Annotated in this window: 15 protein-coding genes; 8 read left to right on the top strand and 7 right to left on the bottom strand. The window is 64.2% G+C overall.

Annotated features, from left to right (window positions below; all coding sequences use genetic code 11):
* Positions 1-106 precede the first annotated feature (106 nt).
* From ABCR88_RS26780 to ABCR88_RS26770, 3 genes are all read right to left on the bottom strand, one after another.
* The gene (locus ABCR88_RS26780) at positions 107-682 is read right to left on the bottom strand and encodes a DedA family protein (RefSeq protein WP_350403687.1); all 576 of its coding nucleotides are present in this window, start codon (positions 680-682) and stop codon (positions 107-109) included.
* Between the two features lie 263 nt (positions 683-945).
* A complete protein-coding gene (locus ABCR88_RS26775) occupies positions 946-1,416 on the bottom strand; it encodes a hypothetical protein (RefSeq protein WP_232512071.1) in 471 nt (156 codons plus the stop codon).
* Between the two features lie 90 nt (positions 1,417-1,506).
* Positions 1,507-2,016 carry a DUF2938 domain-containing protein gene (locus ABCR88_RS26770; RefSeq protein WP_350023191.1) on the bottom strand — a complete coding sequence of 170 codons (510 nt, stop codon included), beginning with the start codon at positions 2,014-2,016 and terminating at the stop codon, positions 1,507-1,509.
* A 106-nt stretch (positions 2,017-2,122) separates the two neighbouring features.
* On the opposite strand from ABCR88_RS26770, the gene ABCR88_RS26765 reads away from it, so the two are divergent.
* The 3 genes from ABCR88_RS26765 (at position 2,123) to ABCR88_RS26755 (ending at position 5,756) form a co-directional block, all read left to right on the top strand.
* Complete coding sequence (locus ABCR88_RS26765) at positions 2,123-2,788, top strand: metalloregulator ArsR/SmtB family transcription factor (protein ID WP_041119759.1); 666 nt, start codon at positions 2,123-2,125, stop codon at positions 2,786-2,788.
* 214 nt (positions 2,789-3,002) lie between these two features.
* The gene (locus tag ABCR88_RS26760; RefSeq protein WP_072450887.1) at positions 3,003-5,051 is read left to right on the top strand and encodes a c-type cytochrome; all 2,049 of its coding nucleotides are present in this window, start codon (positions 3,003-3,005) and stop codon (positions 5,049-5,051) included.
* A 135-nt stretch (positions 5,052-5,186) separates the two neighbouring features.
* On the top strand, positions 5,187-5,756 hold the full coding sequence (locus ABCR88_RS26755) for a hypothetical protein (RefSeq protein ID WP_125062151.1): 570 nt from the start codon (positions 5,187-5,189) through the stop codon (positions 5,754-5,756).
* A 9-nt stretch (positions 5,757-5,765) separates the two neighbouring features.
* Here ABCR88_RS26755 and ABCR88_RS26750 read toward each other — a convergent pair whose 3' ends face one another.
* The 3 genes from ABCR88_RS26750 to gcvA all read right to left on the bottom strand — a co-directional run bounded on the left by ABCR88_RS26750 (position 5,766) and on the right by gcvA (position 9,143).
* Entirely contained in the window at positions 5,766-6,131 is a 366-nt protein-coding gene (locus ABCR88_RS26750) for a hypothetical protein (protein ID WP_350023190.1), read from the bottom strand.
* Between the two features lie 40 nt (positions 6,132-6,171).
* Complete coding sequence (locus tag ABCR88_RS26745; protein WP_350403686.1) at positions 6,172-8,100, bottom strand: alkaline phosphatase D family protein; 1,929 nt, start codon at positions 8,098-8,100, stop codon at positions 6,172-6,174.
* Between the two features lie 107 nt (positions 8,101-8,207).
* Positions 8,208-9,143 (bottom strand): transcriptional regulator GcvA, encoded by a 936-nt coding sequence (gene gcvA / locus ABCR88_RS26740; RefSeq protein WP_350023188.1) that lies wholly within the window; start codon positions 9,141-9,143, stop codon positions 8,208-8,210.
* Positions 9,144-9,244: 101 nt separating this feature from the next.
* Here gcvA and ABCR88_RS26735 point away from each other — a divergent pair, with 101 nt between their 5' ends.
* On the top strand, positions 9,245-10,405 hold the full coding sequence (locus ABCR88_RS26735; protein WP_053153661.1) for an MFS transporter: 1,161 nt from the start codon (positions 9,245-9,247) through the stop codon (positions 10,403-10,405).
* 98 nt (positions 10,406-10,503) lie between these two features.
* On the opposite strand, the gene ABCR88_RS26730 is transcribed toward ABCR88_RS26735, so the two are convergent.
* A complete protein-coding gene (locus ABCR88_RS26730; RefSeq protein ID WP_011063248.1) occupies positions 10,504-10,776 on the bottom strand; it encodes a hypothetical protein in 273 nt (90 codons plus the stop codon).
* A 224-nt stretch (positions 10,777-11,000) separates the two neighbouring features.
* Between ABCR88_RS26730 and ABCR88_RS26725 the strand changes: the two genes are divergently transcribed.
* The 4 genes from ABCR88_RS26725 to ABCR88_RS26710 all read left to right on the top strand — a co-directional run bounded on the left by ABCR88_RS26725 (position 11,001) and on the right by ABCR88_RS26710 (position 15,632).
* Positions 11,001-11,711: a response regulator gene (locus ABCR88_RS26725; RefSeq protein WP_053153654.1), complete on the top strand. Its 711-nt coding sequence runs from the start codon at positions 11,001-11,003 to the stop codon at positions 11,709-11,711.
* Positions 11,708-13,048, top strand: a complete 1,341-nt coding sequence (locus ABCR88_RS26720; RefSeq protein WP_019094255.1) for an ATP-binding protein — start codon at positions 11,708-11,710, stop codon at positions 13,046-13,048. Before ABCR88_RS26725 ends, ABCR88_RS26720 begins: the two co-directional genes overlap by 4 nt.
* Positions 13,049-13,503: 455 nt before the next feature.
* On the top strand, positions 13,504-14,217 hold the full coding sequence (locus ABCR88_RS26715; protein WP_041119745.1) for a phosphatase PAP2 family protein: 714 nt from the start codon (positions 13,504-13,506) through the stop codon (positions 14,215-14,217).
* Between the two features lie 59 nt (positions 14,218-14,276).
* Positions 14,277-15,632, top strand: coding sequence for an OprD family outer membrane porin (locus ABCR88_RS26710; protein WP_350403685.1), 1,356 nt, complete (start codon positions 14,277-14,279; stop codon positions 15,630-15,632).
* The last annotated feature ends 7 nt before the right edge of the window (positions 15,633-15,639 follow it).

The following is a 15,639-nucleotide window of genomic DNA, read 5'->3' as shown; positions in this document are numbered from 1 at the left end:
GGAAACAAGCCGTTATCTAAGCCGGGGCCAGGGGGCCTGGACAAACGAAATAAAGTCGCCGGGTCAGTATGAAAATTCCCGATGTGCCAAAGCCCTTGTCTCAGTGCTACTGGGCCTTGTGCCTATTGCGCAAATGCCGCACCAGTGCCGCAAGGACCACCAGCGCTATCACCCCGAGGAAGATCGGCAGCCGATAGGGTTTCAGGTCGCCAAGAAAATGCTGCAAGGCTTCGCCGGCCCAGTAACCGGCGCTGACGAACAAGATGGCCCATACCGCAGCCCCCAGCACATTGAGCAGGGCGAACCGCCAGGGTGCCAGGCCACTGGCGCCGATCACTATCGGGCCCACCAGGCGCATGCCGTAGAGAAAGCGCACGGCGAACACCGAAGTCGAGGGGTAACGCTGGATCAGGCTCTGGACCCGTTCGATGGCCGCCTGGTGACGCTTGAGCCTGGGCAGCAGGCGCGCTCCGGCGTAACGGCCGGTCCAGAACAGCAGTTGATCGCCGAGGATGCCGCCGAGGGTGGCCCAGCCGATCACTTGCGGCCAGTGCAGGCTGCCCTGATGCGCCGCCATGCCGCCGAGGATCAACACGGTTTCGCCTTCCAGCAGGCAGCCGATGAAGATCACCCAATAGCCGTAGGCGGCGATCAGGGCATTGAGGTCGAGGTGTTCGAGCATGGGCAAGAGCTTCCGGAGGGGGCCTGAAAACAAGCCGGGCGATGATCAGGTTTCAAATGGCTCTGATTCCATTCCTAGGCACAAGTGCCCAGGATCTTCAGCGCGGGTCCTGCCAGGGCGCTGGCCAGTCCTTCAGAGCCCAGCGTAGACGTCAGTCTCGGCGTAGGACACGGGTAGACATACGGCCATTATTTCCGTGGAGCAGACTGGGATCGCGGGTGTGAGGAAGCCCCTGTGAGTGCAGGCAGCGTGGGGGAGCAGGATCAGTCGTTATCTGCGTTGGCTTTCTCAGCCCAGGCGGATTTGGACGAGGGATAGCGTATTTCAACCTGGGTACCCGCTTGAATCAGGGCCTCCTGCCAGACTCTGAACTGTTGCGGCCAGGCTTGGCTCACCTTGAAGGGGCCGCCGGCCAGCAAGTCCCTGGCCACGCTGGGACTGACGCCCATGGCTTGCCTGATCAGCGCGAAGACTTTCGCGGGGTTGGGCCCCACCTCGGTGATCCAGAGCGCTGGATCACTGGAGGCGAGGGGCGGGTAGTCCGCAAACGGAGCATATTGCCGGGTCAGCACTGTCATGGCATCGCTGTAGCTCAGCGAAGCCAGGGCCTGGGCATTGGCCAGGTGTTCATCGCAGAACCACTCGTAGCCATGAGGGTGTCCTGCGCACCCTTCGCCCAGTGGACGGTAATCGGCGAACTGCACCATGGCGCCGCCACTTCCGGCATGCTGCATCTCTGAGGAGAAATCGTTGTGGCATAGCTCGCATACAGGCGGTTTCATCGCTCTATCACTCTGGGCATGCTTGGCCTTGCGGGGCCGAGGTCACGCAGTCTGCCCCAACACCCACGCCCAGAACATCCCCGCCCCATACAAGCCCAGCCCGAACACCGAATGCGCGATCAGGCTGCGCAGCCGGGCCACATTCGGTTTGGGCATCTTGCTCGCCGCCACTCCCGCGCCCATGCCCGGTTGCATCAGCAAGAACGGTGCAGCCACCGTCAGCACGCCAATGAGCAAGGCCGGTGCCAGGGTTGGCTGTTGTGCCCATTGCAGGCCGCAGGCCAGCAGCAACAGGACGGCAAACAGGACGCCGATCAGGTAGTGGGCCAGCCAGCCCAAGGCCCGTTCCCCCGGAACCGTGGCGGCTTGGGCAATGCTCTGGTGCAGGAACTGGCCACGAGGAAAATGCCCGATCCAGCGTCCGACCATGGCCCAGTTGGGGCCAGGAATGTTCAACACTCGTGCCAGAAACAGCGTCCACAGATCAAGGACCAAGGTAGCGCCGACACCGATCAGCAGTGCCGGTAAAATCAACGCCATGAACTCATGCATAAAGACTCCTGGGTGTGGATGGCTGCACTTCAGCCTCGGCTATGGGTGTGATAATGTTTCATTCAATTAAGTGATTGAATGATCAATAAAGCAGCAGGAGCTGTCAATGACCGATTCGATTTCCCCTCAACAGCCTCTGGCGGACATGGCCGAGCTGGCACGTATTCTCGGCCACCACCACCGCCTGATCCTGCTGGAGCACATTGCTCGTGGCGAGCAGCCGGTGGAGCGCCTGGTGGAAGCCTCGGGACTCTCGGTGGCCAACACCTCGCAACATTTGCAACAGCTGCGCCGGGGCGGTTTCGTGCAGACCCGGCGCGACGGCAAGCGGGTGCTCTACAGCCTCAGCCAGGGGCCGTTGGCCGCGCTTCTGGGGGGCTTGCGCCAATACGTCGATTACAACCACGGGCAGATCCGTGAGTTGCTGGCCGACAGCGAGCAGCAGCCGGGGCGCCTGGAGGGCATCTCCCGGGAAGAGCTGCGCCAACGCCTGCAGGAGGGCGGCATGACTCTGCTGGACGTGCGCTCGCCGCAGGAGTTCGACCTTGGGCATTTGCCGGGGGCAATCAATATCCCGGTGGAAGAGTTGGAGCAGCGTCTGGCCGAGTTGCCCGCGGGCCAGGAGTTGGTGGCTTACTGCCGCGGGCCCTACTGCGTGCTGTCACACAATGCCGCGGCCTTGCTTCGCGCCAAGGGTTTCAGGGTGCGGCGCCTGGACGACGGTTTCGTCGATTGGCAGGCCGCCGGCCTAGGGGTGGAAACCACCCGATAAAAGTGTCGCAGAGTCGGCCATACAGGACATTGCCTATAGGGCCATGATCCATATCAACAGGGTTTTCAGAAAAATCCGCTACAAGGGCATCAGGCTCGGACCCACAAGGTATCGAGCCCCGGGCCTGTACCGTGAAGGCCGGGATAACCAATAAAAACCTTTGTGGATATCGGCCGAGGGGACCACCCCAGGCGGATTTTAAAGGAATAACCTGATGGCTTTTTCTCTGTCACGCCTGTGCCTTCTGGGCGCTGCGTTGCTCTGCGTACCCCTACTGCATGCCAGCGAGCCGACCCCGGCAGCGGCGGCCTCCACCCCAGATTCCGAGTTGATCCAGCGTGGCCAGTACGTGGCCCAGCTCGGCGACTGCATTGCCTGCCACACCGCCAAGGGCGGGGCCACCATGGCCGGTGGCCTGGAGCTGAAGACGCCCATGGGCACCATCTACTCCAGCAACATCACCCCGGATAAAGACACCGGCATCGGCAGCTACAGCTTCGAAGCATTCGACCGCGCCATGCGCGAAGGCGTAACCCCTGACGGCAGTCATTTGTACCCGGCTATGCCCTATCCGTCCTACGCCAAGATGACCGAAGAGGACATGCGCGCCCTCTACGCCTACCTGATGCACGGGGTGGAACCCGTAGCGCAGGGTAATCTGGAAGCCGACATGGGTTTCCCCTTCAACCAGCGCTGGGGCCTGTGGTTCTGGAACCTGGTGTTCGTCGACAAGCAGCCCTTCAAGCCTGACCCGGCCAAGGACGAACAGCTCAATCGCGGCGCCTACCTGGTCCAGGGCCTGGGCCACTGCGGTTCCTGCCATACCCCGCGGGGCATCGCCTTCCAGGAGAAGGCCATGAGCGACAGCGAATCCGGCGGCCAGCACTACCTGGCCGGCGAGACGGTAGAAGAGTGGCGAGCCCTGAGCCTGCGCAACCTGTGGACCGTGGAAGACACGGTGCAACTGCTCAAGACCGGGCAGAACCGCTTTGCCACGGTATCCGGCAACATGGCCGACGTGATCCACCACAGCACCCAGCACTTCACCGACGCCGACCTGACCGCCATCGCTGCCTACCTCAAATCCCTGCCGGCCGGCAAAGATGACCTGCCCATGCCGTCGGTGGCACTGACCCCGGCGGCCCCGCCGAACAACCTGTTCACCTCCCGTGGCGGCCTGGGCTATGCGCAGTTCTGTTCCGACTGCCACCGTCAGGACGGCGCTGGTGTGCCGCAGATGTTCCCGTCCCTGGCCGGCAACCCCAGCGTCGCTTCGGCCAACCCGACCTCCCTGCTGCACATCACCCTGACTGGCTGGAAGACCGCCCAGACCGCGGCCCATCCACGGGTCTACACCATGCCCGGCTTTGCCCAGCTGGCCGATGGCGAGATCGCCGAGATCCTCAGTTTTGTCCGCAGCAGTTGGGGCAACAACGGTTCGGCCATCAGCGCCGAGCAAGTGAAGAAGATGCGGGCGCAACTGAGCCCGCAAGTGGAAAGCACCCTGTTCGAAACCCCGCGCCTGGCCAACCTGCTGGCGGCGCCGAATGCCGAGCAAGTGGTGCGTGGCATGCGCCTGCACCTGGAAACCAAGGCCCTGCTGCCGGACAACGTCGGCAACTCGCTGAACTGCACCAGTTGCCACCTCAACGCCGGCACCGTGGCCGACGGTTCACCCTTTGTCGGCGTCTCGGCGTTCTTCCCCGGCTACGCGCCGCGGGCGGGCAAGACCATCACCCTGGAAGAGCGCATCAACGGCTGCTTCCGCCGCTCCATGCACGGCAAGCCGCTGCCGGTGAACGGCGCCGACATGCAAGCCATGGTGGCTTACTTCGAGTGGATGAAAATGAACACCCGCCCAGAAGACAAGGTGGCCGGCCGCGGTGTGGGCAAGATCGACCCGGCCCTCAAGCCCAATGCCGACAATGGCAAGCAGGTGTACGCCAAGCAATGCGCGGTGTGCCACGGAGCTGACGGTGAGGGCCTGAAACGCGCCGACGGCAGCCTGATCTTCCCGCCGCTGTGGGGCGATCAATCCTTCAACATCGGCGCTGGCATGGCCCGCACCTACACTGCGGCGGCCTTCGTCAAACGCAACATGCCGATCGGTTTCCACGAGAAGTTCCCCCTGGGCCAGGGCGGCCTCTCGGACCAGGAAGCCCTGGACGTGGCCGAATACTTCTCCCACCAGCCGCGCCCGGACTTCCCGGACAAGGTCAAGGACTGGCCCAACGGCGGCCGTCCGGCGGACGCCCGTTACTGAGGGCTTGACCCTGTAGTCGCCGCCTTTGGCCGCGGCTACAGGCCCCGCAGAAAAATCTGCCGACGCGCCCTGGCGCCGAGGTAAGATTGCCATCCTTTGCGTCAGCCTTCGCTGTCGGTCCTTCAAGGATGAATCATGCGGTTTCGCTCGATCCTGTTGCTGAGCCTGTCTCTGGGGCTCAGCGGTTGTGCCTTTGTTTCCGCGCTCAAAGCGACCACCGTCAGCTACCGGGTGCCGGCCGATGCCGGTGAAACCGCACTGATCCGCATCGTCGCCCAAGGGCTGGTGCGGGGTGTGCCCTACAGCGATTGCATCGACTGGCGCAAACCGAGCTCCGGGCTGATGGTTCGCCCCCATCGCGGCATTGCCAATCCCAATTTCCGCAACCTGGGCATTCCCATGACGGCCGCTACCGACCGCATGCGCCGCCAGGAGGGCTTTGGTGCCAACGAACTGAAGATCCCGGCCAATCGCCCGTTCGCCTTCATGTTCTACAACACTGAACCGGGGATGGATAAGGACTACCGCGCCGTTTGCGAGCAAAGCGTGACCTTCGTGCCCGAGGCCGGCGCCACCTATCAGATGGTGTTTCTCCAGGATCAGATGTGCACCGCCATGCTGCGCAAGATCGACGACAAGGGCGAGATGCTGCCGGAGCGGGTGGCGCTGCGGCCTACCGATTACTGCAGCGCCGATGCGCGCTAGGGCAAGAACCTACGGGCCATAGTGCTTGCAGAGTTCCTCCCAGATATAGGCGCCGCGAAAGCGGATCCAGCGGATGAACAAGCGGTCGCGAAAGGCCTGCCAGCGGCTGCTGCGCCGCAGTGCCAGGCTATCCTCGATTTCCTCCAGCAAGGACTCCCGCTCGAAGCCGATCCAGATCTCCGGGATCACCGACATCAGGTTGATGTAGCACACCGGCGCCACCTCTTCGTAGAGAATGCGCTCCACCTCGGCCCGGTCGTAGGCCTGGGTTTCCCGGGCGATGTAGGCGTAGTCCACCTCGTTGTCGACAAAGGCGTCCGAGAGCAGGTAGCGGATGGTGTCTCGCTGTACCGGGGTGATCGGGCTTGAAGGCATGTTGGGGCGGGTCCTTCCTGGTGGCCGGCGACAGCGGATTCTATCTCGGCGCAATCATCCGTGTCGGCGCCGTGCCATTGGCATTGTGCTGATAGATCGCCACGGGCTGCCCTTGCTCATTGAAAAACACCTGGCCGATCCCCGACGAGTTCCACAGCCGCTCCCCGGCCTCGGCATGCTCGGGCACATGGGGCATCACCTTCATCCGCCGGCGCTTGGTGAACCAGTTCAACGGCGAGCGCGGCGAGTAGAGCCAGCGGTTGAGGCGGTCGAACCATTCCAGCAGGGCGGCGGGGAATTCGTTCTTGATGCCGCTGCTGGTGATCTGCCAGATCCGCGGGCCGCCCTGGCGGTGGCGGATCAGCACTTCGTAGACGAAGGAGTAATGCACATCCCCCGAGAGAATCACGTAGCTGCCCGGGGTCCGCGAGTGGCGGAAGATGTTGAGGATTACCTGGGCGGAACCGCGATGGGCCATCCAGTTCTCCGCGTCCACCAGCAGCGGGTAGCCGCACCAGCTGAAGACCTTCTGCACCGTTTCGATCAGCTTGACGCCGAAGATCGGCGCCGGTGAAACGATGATCGCCGAGGGGTGATCCAGCAGTTCGTGTTGCAGTTCGCTCAGGGCTTCCCAGTCCAGCAAACCCGAGGGCTGGCCCAGGTTGGACTCGCTGCGCCAGCGCCGGGTGCGGGTGTCCAGCACCACCAGGGCCGGGGTGCTGGGCAATACGTATTGCCACTGCTGGAAACCCAGCAACTGGTCGATCAGGTCGTTTTGGGCCTGGCATTCCAGCATGCGTTCCGGAGTTTGTGCCGTGGTGCTCAAGGCGCGGGTCTGCTCCAGCAGTTGGGCGAAGGCATCCGGGTTGTTGCCCCAGCCCTGGCACAGCATGTAAGCCAGCAGCGCGTTGCCGATGATGCGCTTGGAGAAGGGGTGACCGTAGGCGGTTTCTTCCCATTGGGCGCTGAGGTTCCAGTCGTCGGTGATGTCGTGGTCGTCGAAGATCATCAGGCACGACAGGTGGGCAAAGACCCGCGCGGCACCCTTCAGGCCCTGGCTAAACTCGTCGATACGCTGCTGTTCCCGGGTGTAGCGCGTTTGCTGTTCCGGCGTCAGTCGTGGCGGCTGCGGCGTGATCAGGGTCCAGGGCAGCGGCGACCAGACCAGCAGGTACATGGCCAGCACTTCGGCGAAGGTCACCAGGTGGTTATCAGCGTTGCTGCTGGTGAAGATCGGCTTTTTCACTCCGCCGAAAAACCGCTCGCGCAGGGTTTCATTGCTCTTCAACGCCGGGAGCAATTCGGCCCGCTGGTAGTAGCTGGCGCCATGGTGGTACAACGCCTGACTGTCGGCCACCACCGCGCCCTCCAACTCTTCATCGAACAGCCCGAGGCGCTCGATCAGGGCGTGAACCGCCCGCAACATCGGCCCGGCCACATCGTCGGCGTACACCTGGTCGCCGCTCATCATCAACAAGGCCGGGCGTTGTGCAGGCTCGGGCTGTTGCGCCAGCAGGCGGTCGACGCAGAGCAAGCCGTCAGCGGACGGGTGATGGGGCTTGCGGCAGGAGCCGTGGAGCAAGTTGTCGATGCGGCTGTGGAGCACGAACTCAGGGGACCCGGCATCGCCATACAGCAGGTGCGGCGCCCAATCGGCAATGGCCCGGGCGCTGTCCTCGGCATCGTTGATCAACAGGTCATAGGCGATCGTCAGGTCCAGGGGCAGGGCGTCGTCCAGTGCCACATCGATCAGATGGATAAAGGCATGGCGACCGACGGGAATGACCTGGCATTGCTGCGGGTCGAGGGCCAGATCCAGGGTCGTGCTGCCAGCGGGCTGCAGGCGCAGGGTCAGCGCCAACGCCCTGGAACCCACCAGCCACAGCACCAGCCGCGTCGGCTCCAGGCGGCGCAGCAACGGGCCGGCGAGAACAGGAGGCAGGGCAGTGGGGGGCGTGGTCGGGAGCATCTGCTGCGGGATCTCTAGCGGTTGCAAAGGGGGCGAAATAGTAGCGCAGCCGATGTCGAAGAAACGTCGGTTGCGCGGGCTGGGGCAAGGCTTTTGTATCCGATTATTTATGGGCGTTGGCCCGCATTGCCCGCAAGCTGTTGTACCTGATGATCCATGGCGTCCTGGCGAATTTGCGCCAGCATCCAGTCGATAAACACCTGGGCTTTGGGGGCCGCATCACTGGCCAGCGCGTAGTAATAGCGGGTCAGGGGCTGAAGCAGTTCCGGCAAGGGGCAGATCAGGCGGCCGCTGGCCAGGTCCTTGGCCAGCAACGAGGCCGGGCACAGCGCCAGGCCCAGCCCGTCGACGCAGGCCTGGAGCACGAAGTGCATATGGTCGAAATGCAAGGTCGGCGAGGTGTGCAGCGGTTTCAGGCCGCAGTGCTCCAGCCACTTCTGCCAGTCGCTGGCGCGGGTGCGGCTGACCAGCAAGGTATGTCGCGGCAGATCATCGGGGCTGTTCAGTGCTGTGCTGTGCAACAGCGACGGCGCTGCCACCACCAGGATTTCGTCTTCCAGCAGGCGTTGGGGTTGCAGCGTGGTTGCCCAGCCGGAGCGGCCACGGCGAATCACCAGATCGAAGGTTTCCTTGGCCGGGTCGGGGAGCAGGGTGCTGGTCACCACCTCCGGCTGGATCTGCGGGTACAGCGCCATGAACTGCGGCAAGCGCGGAATCAGCCAGCGCACCGCGAAGGACGGCCGCACATTGATGGTGACCTTGCGCAGGGCCGCGCCGCGGCGCAGGGAGGCGGCGGCATTGGCGATCTGGGCCAGGGCCACGCTGACCTGCTCATGGAAGGCTTGCCCGGCAGGGGTGAGCACCGACTGGCGGATGCGCCGCTCGAACAGCAACACCCCCAGGTGCTCTTCCAGCAACTTGATATGGCGGCTCACCGCGCTGTGGCTCACATGCAGTTCTTCTGCGGCGCGGCTGAAACTCTCGTGGCGAGCAGCGGCGGCAAAGGCGCGGACGGCGTTCAGGGGCGGCAGGTCAGTGATCATGTGTCTAATTTAGTCACATGTATGGCGCAATTAAAGCGTTTGTCAGTGCCGCAACAGAAGGTCACGCTGAACGCCGTTCATGACCTGCCGGTTTGCCTGCCATGCCCGATACCCACGCCCGCACCACCGATAAGGCTTCCGCCCGCGCCGCCTTGATTCTCGGCCTGTGCCTGCCCGGCGACACCTTGCTCTACCTGTTGCTGCCCATGCAGCACGAGGCCTTCGGCGTGACCCTGGCCGAAGCCGGCCTGTTGCTGGCAGCCAACCGCCTGGTGCGGATCTTCGGCTACAGCCATGTGATGCGCTTCTACGCCCGGCGCGGTGATCGCCCGGTCTGCGTGCTGGCCGCCTTCACGGCGGCGTTGTGCGCCCTGGGCTACGCCACCTTGTCCGGTTTCTGGTGGCTGCTGCTGTTGCGCCTGGGCTGGGGCCTGACCTACGCGGCCCTCAACCTTTCAACCCAGGTCATGGCCACCGCCGAGCCCACGGGCGCCGCCCGCCGCACCGGCCACTCCCGGGCGCTGATCGCCACCGGGCCGATGCTGGCCTTGCCCCTGGGCGCGCTGGTCAGCGTCGAATATGGCCCGCGAGTGATCTTCCTTCTTATGGCCCTGACGTCGCTGGTCGCCCTGCTCCTGGCCTTCGGCCTGCCGAGCAAACCCCATCCACTGGCCAGTTCCAGCCGCCGTTTTCAGCGCCCCGACAGCGTGGCGCTGTGGTCCTTTATCGAAGGGCTGGTGCTGGATGGTCTGTTCATCATTGGCCTGTCGCTGCAGGCCGAGCAGCTGATGGCGGGCAACGCGGTACTGGTGGCGGGCGGGCTTCTGGCCCTGCGTTACGTTTCGGAAATGCTCCTGAGCCCCCTGGGCGGCCTCGCTGCACAACGCTGGGGCGCGACGCGGATGCTGATCGTCTTCTCCCTGCTGACCTCTGTGGCCCTGGTGGGCTTTGGTTGCCATTGGCTGATTGTCGGCGGCGCCCTGGTGCTGGTGTTGCGGGCCCTGCAATTGCCGCTGGTGGTCACGGTGGTTGCACAGCGGCATCCGGGGACGGGCAGGGTGCGGGCCCTGGCGGCCAATGCGGTGTGGCGGGATATCGGCGCCGGGGTCGGGCCCTTGATCGCCGGCTTGCTGCTGCCGGTGGCGTCCACGGTGTGGGTGTATTCGCTGGCGGCGGGGTGTCTGGCGGTGAGTGCGTGGGCGTGTCGAGAGGTTGGTGTCCCTGGGGAGGAGGGCAGACAGGCGTCTGCCGAAGAGGCTTAGGGGCGCCTCTGTGGCCACGGCCAGTCAGATCAGTTAGCGGAGTTCTGTAGGAGCGAGCTTGCGCGCGATCGTCACGAGCAAGCTCGTCCCTACAGGCCTCAGGCCGAGGCCTTGTGTTCTTCTCCGCGTTCAATGCTCTGCGGCTGGCCCTGCTCGATCACCCAACGCAGCAGGTCCGTCACCGACACCCGATGCTTGCGCTCCACCCACTCCATGCCCTCGGGGCTGTAGTGCTCGCTGTAGCGGGTCAGCACCAGGTGATTCTGGTCTTCAGACATACGCAGGCTGACTTCGCGGCAATGCAGGCTGGCGTTGTCGAGCTTGGTCACGCGTTGCAACAGCATCAGGGCGTGTTGTTCGCAGGTGGGCATGGGCAGCTCCTTTGCGGCAAGAGGGGCTGGGGCCGAGGCGGGTTTGAGCAGGCGCATGGTCAGGGTTCTCCAGCAAGGGGAAGCCGATGCTGGCAGGTGAACCTTGCGCAAAGATGTCTGCTTTATTGCGTGGCTGAAGGTTTGTTACCGCGTTGAAATATATGACGGGCCGCGCCGAATGGTTTTAGATAACGGCTCTTTCCGACCTTGAGTGATGCCTGCTGGTGAGCCGTCTTTTGATCGTGGACGACGACATTGAAGTCCTCGCTCTGCTGAAGAAATTTTTTGTCCAACAGGGCTATCAGGTGGTGGTGGCCACCGATGGTGCGTCGCTGTGGGCAGCTCTGGAGCGGGAGGTTCCGGACCTGATCATCCTCGACTTGATGCTCCCCGGCGACAACGGCCTGACCCTGTGCCAGCGCTTGCGCCAGCAGCACGCCACGCCGGTGATCATGCTCACCGCCATGGGCGAGTTGAGCGACCGGGTGGTGGGCCTGGAGATGGGCGCCGACGATTACCTGAGCAAGCCCTTCGATGCCCGCGAACTGCTGGCCCGGGTACGGGCGGTGCTGCGCCGGGCCGGGGAGAACCGGCCGGTGAGCGCGGACGTGCCGCGGCCGCTGATCAAGTTCGCCGACTGGCAGCTGGACCTGACTCGCCGTGAGCTGCGCTCGCCGGAGCAGGTGATGATTCCGCTGTCGGCGGGGGAGTTCGACCTGCTGCTGGTGTTTGTCGAGCACCCGCAACGCATCCTCACCCGCGAGCAGCTGCTGGACCTGGCCCGGGGCCAGGCCCATGACGCCTTTGATCGCAGCATCGATGTCCAGGTCAGCCGCCTGCGGCGCAAGCTGGAGTTCGACACCAAGCGCCCGGCGATGATTCGCACGGTACGCAACGGCGGCTATCTGTTCACTCCCAGCGTGACCCGCCAGTGAAGCTGATCAAGCCCTTGTGGCGTTATCGCCTGCGCGACACCGTGGCGCGCTGGATCGCCCTGACCATCATCATGGCCATGCTCACCGCCCTGGCCTTCAATGCGCTGTTCGTGCAGTTGGCCGGGGTCTGGGCTTATCCGCCACTGGCGGAAACCGGGTTGCTGGAGAAGTCCGCGGCCATCGTGCGCATGGTCGAGGCCTCGGAGCCGGGCCAGCGCTCGCGGTTGGCGGCTTCGGTCAGCACCGATCACCTGAGCATTGTCTGGCAGGCGACACGGCAGGGCCTGGATCTGCCGCTGCTGGAAGACTCCGAATACCGCGACGGCTCCGAGGCATTTCGCGCCTTGCTCGGCCCACCGCAGCGGCATATCGAGGCCTATCAGCCCAGCGACTGGCGAAGCGACCAAGGTCGCTACGCGCTGCTGGTGCAGTTGAGCGACCAAAGCTGGCTGATGTTTTCTTCGGCGTCACGCAGTTGGGGGCTGGAGGAGGGCACGCGCAACCTGATCGTAATTGCCCTGGTGCTGATTTCCACCGGCCTGGTGGCCTTGATCGCCACTCGCCGGCTGGCCAAGCCGCTGCAGCAGTTCGCCCAGGGCGCCCGGCGCTTTGCCGTGGACTTTCGCGCGCCGCCCATCGATCCGGTGGGGCCCCACGAGATCCGTCAGGCGATTCTTGCCTTCAACGCCATGCAGGCGCAGTTGCAGCACTTCATCAAGGACCGCACCCAGATGCTCGCGGCCATCTCCCATGACCTGCGCACACCGCTGACCCGCATGCGCCTGCGCGGTGAGTTCATCGAGGATGCCGACCAGCAGCAGCGCCTGTTCCGCGATGTGGACGAGATGCAGGCGATGATCAATTCGGCCCTGGAGTTCTTCCGCGACGATGCGCGGCTGGAGCAGGCCACCCATTTCGACCTGGCCGAACTGTTGCAGACCCTGGTGGACGACTACCGCGACCAGTCCATGGAAATCCTCTTCACCGGGCCGCCGCGTCTGGTGTATTGCGGCCGGCCCCTGGGGCTCAAGCGGGTGATGACCAACCTGCTGGACAACGCGCTCAAGTACGGTGCGCAGCCAGCCATCGTGCTGGAACAGGGGGCGGATCAGGTGCGGGTCCGCGTGCTCGATCGTGGCCCGGGGATTCCACCCGAGGCTCTGGAACAGGTGTTTGCACCATTCTTCCGGCTGGAGAGCTCGCGCAACAAGAGCACCGGCGGCGTGGGCCTGGGGCTGTCGGCAGCACGGGCCATTGTCCGCGAACACGGCGGCGAGTTGCGGCTGTTCAATCGTGAAGGCGGTGGGCTGGAGGCGCGGGTGGAGTTGCCGCTGTAGCCGCTGCCGCAGTTGAGGGCTTGCGTCAGAGCTCCATTGCCTCCTGCCCTGGCCCGCTAGGCTTTTTTTCAAGCAGCCCGTAGCGTGACTTGCGCCATCCTGCATTTGCAGGATGGTTTCTGCCCTGGTGCGCCGGGATACTCGATCAGGCATTACCGCGCCCCTGGGCGCACCCTCGCCGAAACCGATAACAACAAGAACGGTGGGCACCATGAACGCAACCCTGGTCGTCCGGAACGCGCCTGCCGCCTGGACATTGATCGATCCGCCTGTGCAGTACCTGGCCCCGGGCCAAGGTTCTGAACATCACGTCTTCCGCTGTTCGTCCACTGGCATGCGCCAGACATCACGGCCTCAAGCGCCGCCCTGAGTTTGTCCTTCCTGCAATCGCACTTCTCTGTCTGTGGCCTCTGTCGCGGGCCGCTATTGCTCGTCCCAAAGAAAGGATCTGCTTCATGACTGGTAAACCTTTAGCCATGCTGGGCGCTATTTTGCTGATCGTCAGTCTTGGCACTCATGCGGCGCAGCCGCCGGTGCAGCCCTACCTGGCGCCTCAGGCGCTGGATCTGACGGCCTTCCTGCCTCCACCACCACTTGCCGGCAGCTCCGAGGACCGCCAGGACCTGGAGGCCGTACTGCTGGTCCAGGGCCAACGCACGCCGCAGCAGGTGGCGCAGGCCAAACGCGACGATCATCTGAGCGACGCGGTATTTCCCTTTGCCGGGGAGATTTTCGGGCCGCAGTTCACTCTCGACCGGCACCCGCTGACTGCGCAGTTCTTCCGCCGCACCCTCAAGGATCTGGTGCAGACCCTGATGCCTGCCAAGGCCCATTTCGCCCGCCCCCGGCCTTATGAGCTGAGCGCCGAGGTAAAGCCGGTGCTGGCGCCGCCGATGGGCGAGTCCTACCCCAGCGGGCACACCATGGATGCCTACCTGAGCGCCATTCTCCTGGCGCAGATGGTCCCGGAAAAGCGTGACGAGCTGTTTGCACGGGCCGCTGCCGCGGGGCAAAGCCGAGTGGTGGCCGGGGTGCATTACCCCACGGACCTTGAGGGGGGGCGGATCTCGGCGGTGGCCCTGGCCGTCGAGCTGCTGCACAACCCTGAGGCCCTTGACGACTTCAACCGGGCCCGGCGCGAACTGCGCGCCACCCTGGCCCTGGATTGACCTCCTATCCCTGAGCGCCGGCTACGGGCGGTGCTCCTTCACTGACAAGGAACAGTGCCATGTCCGTGTATCGCACAAGCATTGTGCTGCTGGGGTTGTGGCTGGGCCCGGGCGGTATCAGCCAGGCGGGAGTTGAGGCCTGGGAGGAGCTGTTCACCGAGGGCGAGGCCCGGATGTTTTTCGATAACCAGTACTTCGCCCGGGATTACCGCAACGGGCCCAACAACAGTGGCCGTAACCGCTACAAACCGCGTAGTGAGCGCAATGGTTATCGCCAGGAGTGGGGCCAGTCGGTGCAGCTGTATTACCGTTCCGGTTTTACCCCCGGGCTTCTGGGCCTGGGGTTCGATGCCTTTGCCATGCAGGCCTTCAAGCTCGACAGTGGCGGTGGGCGCACCGGCACCGGCACCCTGGCGCTGGACGGCAAGGGGCATCCGCGGGACAGCCATGGCAAGGTTGGCGGTGCCCTCAAGCTCAAGGTGGCCGAGGCACAGCTGCGTTATGGCAATTTCACCACCCAGGCGCCGGTACTGGCGGCCAACAACAGCCGGATCATTCCCGGGATGGCCTACGGCTGGCAGTTACAGCGCGACTGGGACGGGCTGAGCCTGGAAGCGGCGCGGCTGAGTGCCTTGTCCGGCCCCACCGAAAGCAAGGCCCGAGGCGGGATTTCCACGGTATACGGACGTTTGTCCGGAGCGCGGATCAATATCGACAGCGCCCAGTATCTGGGGCTGAACTACAAGGGCGAGCAGTGGCGCGGAGCTTATTACCTGGGGCAACTGGAGGACATCTGGACCCAGCATTACCTCAACCTGGGCCACACCCTGGAACTGGCTGGCGAGCGCAGCCTGAGCAACACCTTCAACCTGTATCGCACCCGGGATAGCGGCGCCTCGTTGTTTGGCCCCATCGACAACCTGATCGCCTCCCACGCCCTGGCGTACCGTTTCGATGCCCATCGCTTGACCCTGGCCTACCAGCGCTCGTTTTCGGATACCCCGTTCGACTACATAGGTTTCGGAGACGGCCAGACCGGGCAATCCATCGTCCTGGCCAACTCCGCGCCCTACTCGGATTTCAACGGGCCACGGGAACGCTCCTGGCAATTGCGTTACGACCAGCGCCTGGCCTGGCTTGGGCTGCCGGACCTGAACCTGGGGCTGCGTTATCAGCGGGGCTGGGGAGTGGATGGCAGTCATGCCCCGGCCAACAGCATCTACCGTGGCCTGTATGGCGAAGATGGCCGTCATCACGAAACCGACCTGGATTTGAGCTACACCTTCAGCAGCGGTTCGCTGAAGGGCCTGCACCTGCGGGCCACGCAGATCTGGCACCGAGGCAACAGCGCCCAGGCCGATGGTTCCATCGACCAGTTGCGGATTCGCGTGCAGTATCCGCTGGCGCTGTTCTGAAGGGGCG

It is taken from the genome of Pseudomonas sp. W17 (genome assembly GCF_040268305.1).
GTDB classification, from domain to species: Bacteria; Pseudomonadota; Gammaproteobacteria; order Pseudomonadales; family Pseudomonadaceae; genus Aquipseudomonas; species Aquipseudomonas protegens.
Note: the sequence above shows the minus strand (reverse complement) of the source record. Positions and strands in the feature narration are given on the sequence as shown.

Coding starts and splice junctions, on each gene's coding strand:
- ABCR88_RS26780 (WP_350403687.1), bottom strand. CDS start 682: ATGCTCGAACACCTCGACCTCAATGCCCTGATCGCCGCCTACGGCTAT.
- ABCR88_RS26775 (WP_232512071.1), bottom strand. CDS start 1,416: ATGCAGCATGCCGGAAGTGGCGGCGCCATGGTGCAGTTCGCCGATTAC.
- ABCR88_RS26770 (WP_350023191.1), bottom strand. CDS start 2,016: ATGCATGAGTTCATGGCGTTGATTTTACCGGCACTGCTGATCGGTGTC.
- ABCR88_RS26765 (WP_041119759.1), top strand. CDS start 2,123: ATGACCGATTCGATTTCCCCTCAACAGCCTCTGGCGGACATGGCCGAG.
- ABCR88_RS26760 (WP_072450887.1), top strand. CDS start 3,003: ATGGCTTTTTCTCTGTCACGCCTGTGCCTTCTGGGCGCTGCGTTGCTC.
- ABCR88_RS26755 (WP_125062151.1), top strand. CDS start 5,187: ATGCGGTTTCGCTCGATCCTGTTGCTGAGCCTGTCTCTGGGGCTCAGC.
- ABCR88_RS26750 (WP_350023190.1), bottom strand. CDS start 6,131: ATGCCTTCAAGCCCGATCACCCCGGTACAGCGAGACACCATCCGCTAC.
- ABCR88_RS26745 (WP_350403686.1), bottom strand. CDS start 8,100: ATGCTCCCGACCACGCCCCCCACTGCCCTGCCTCCTGTTCTCGCCGGC.
- gcvA (WP_350023188.1), bottom strand. CDS start 9,143: ATGATCACTGACCTGCCGCCCCTGAACGCCGTCCGCGCCTTTGCCGCC.
- ABCR88_RS26735 (WP_053153661.1), top strand. CDS start 9,245: ATGCCCGATACCCACGCCCGCACCACCGATAAGGCTTCCGCCCGCGCC.
- ABCR88_RS26730 (WP_011063248.1), bottom strand. CDS start 10,776: ATGCCCACCTGCGAACAACACGCCCTGATGCTGTTGCAACGCGTGACC.
- ABCR88_RS26715 (WP_041119745.1), top strand. CDS start 13,504: ATGACTGGTAAACCTTTAGCCATGCTGGGCGCTATTTTGCTGATCGTC.
- ABCR88_RS26710 (WP_350403685.1), top strand. CDS start 14,277: ATGTCCGTGTATCGCACAAGCATTGTGCTGCTGGGGTTGTGGCTGGGC.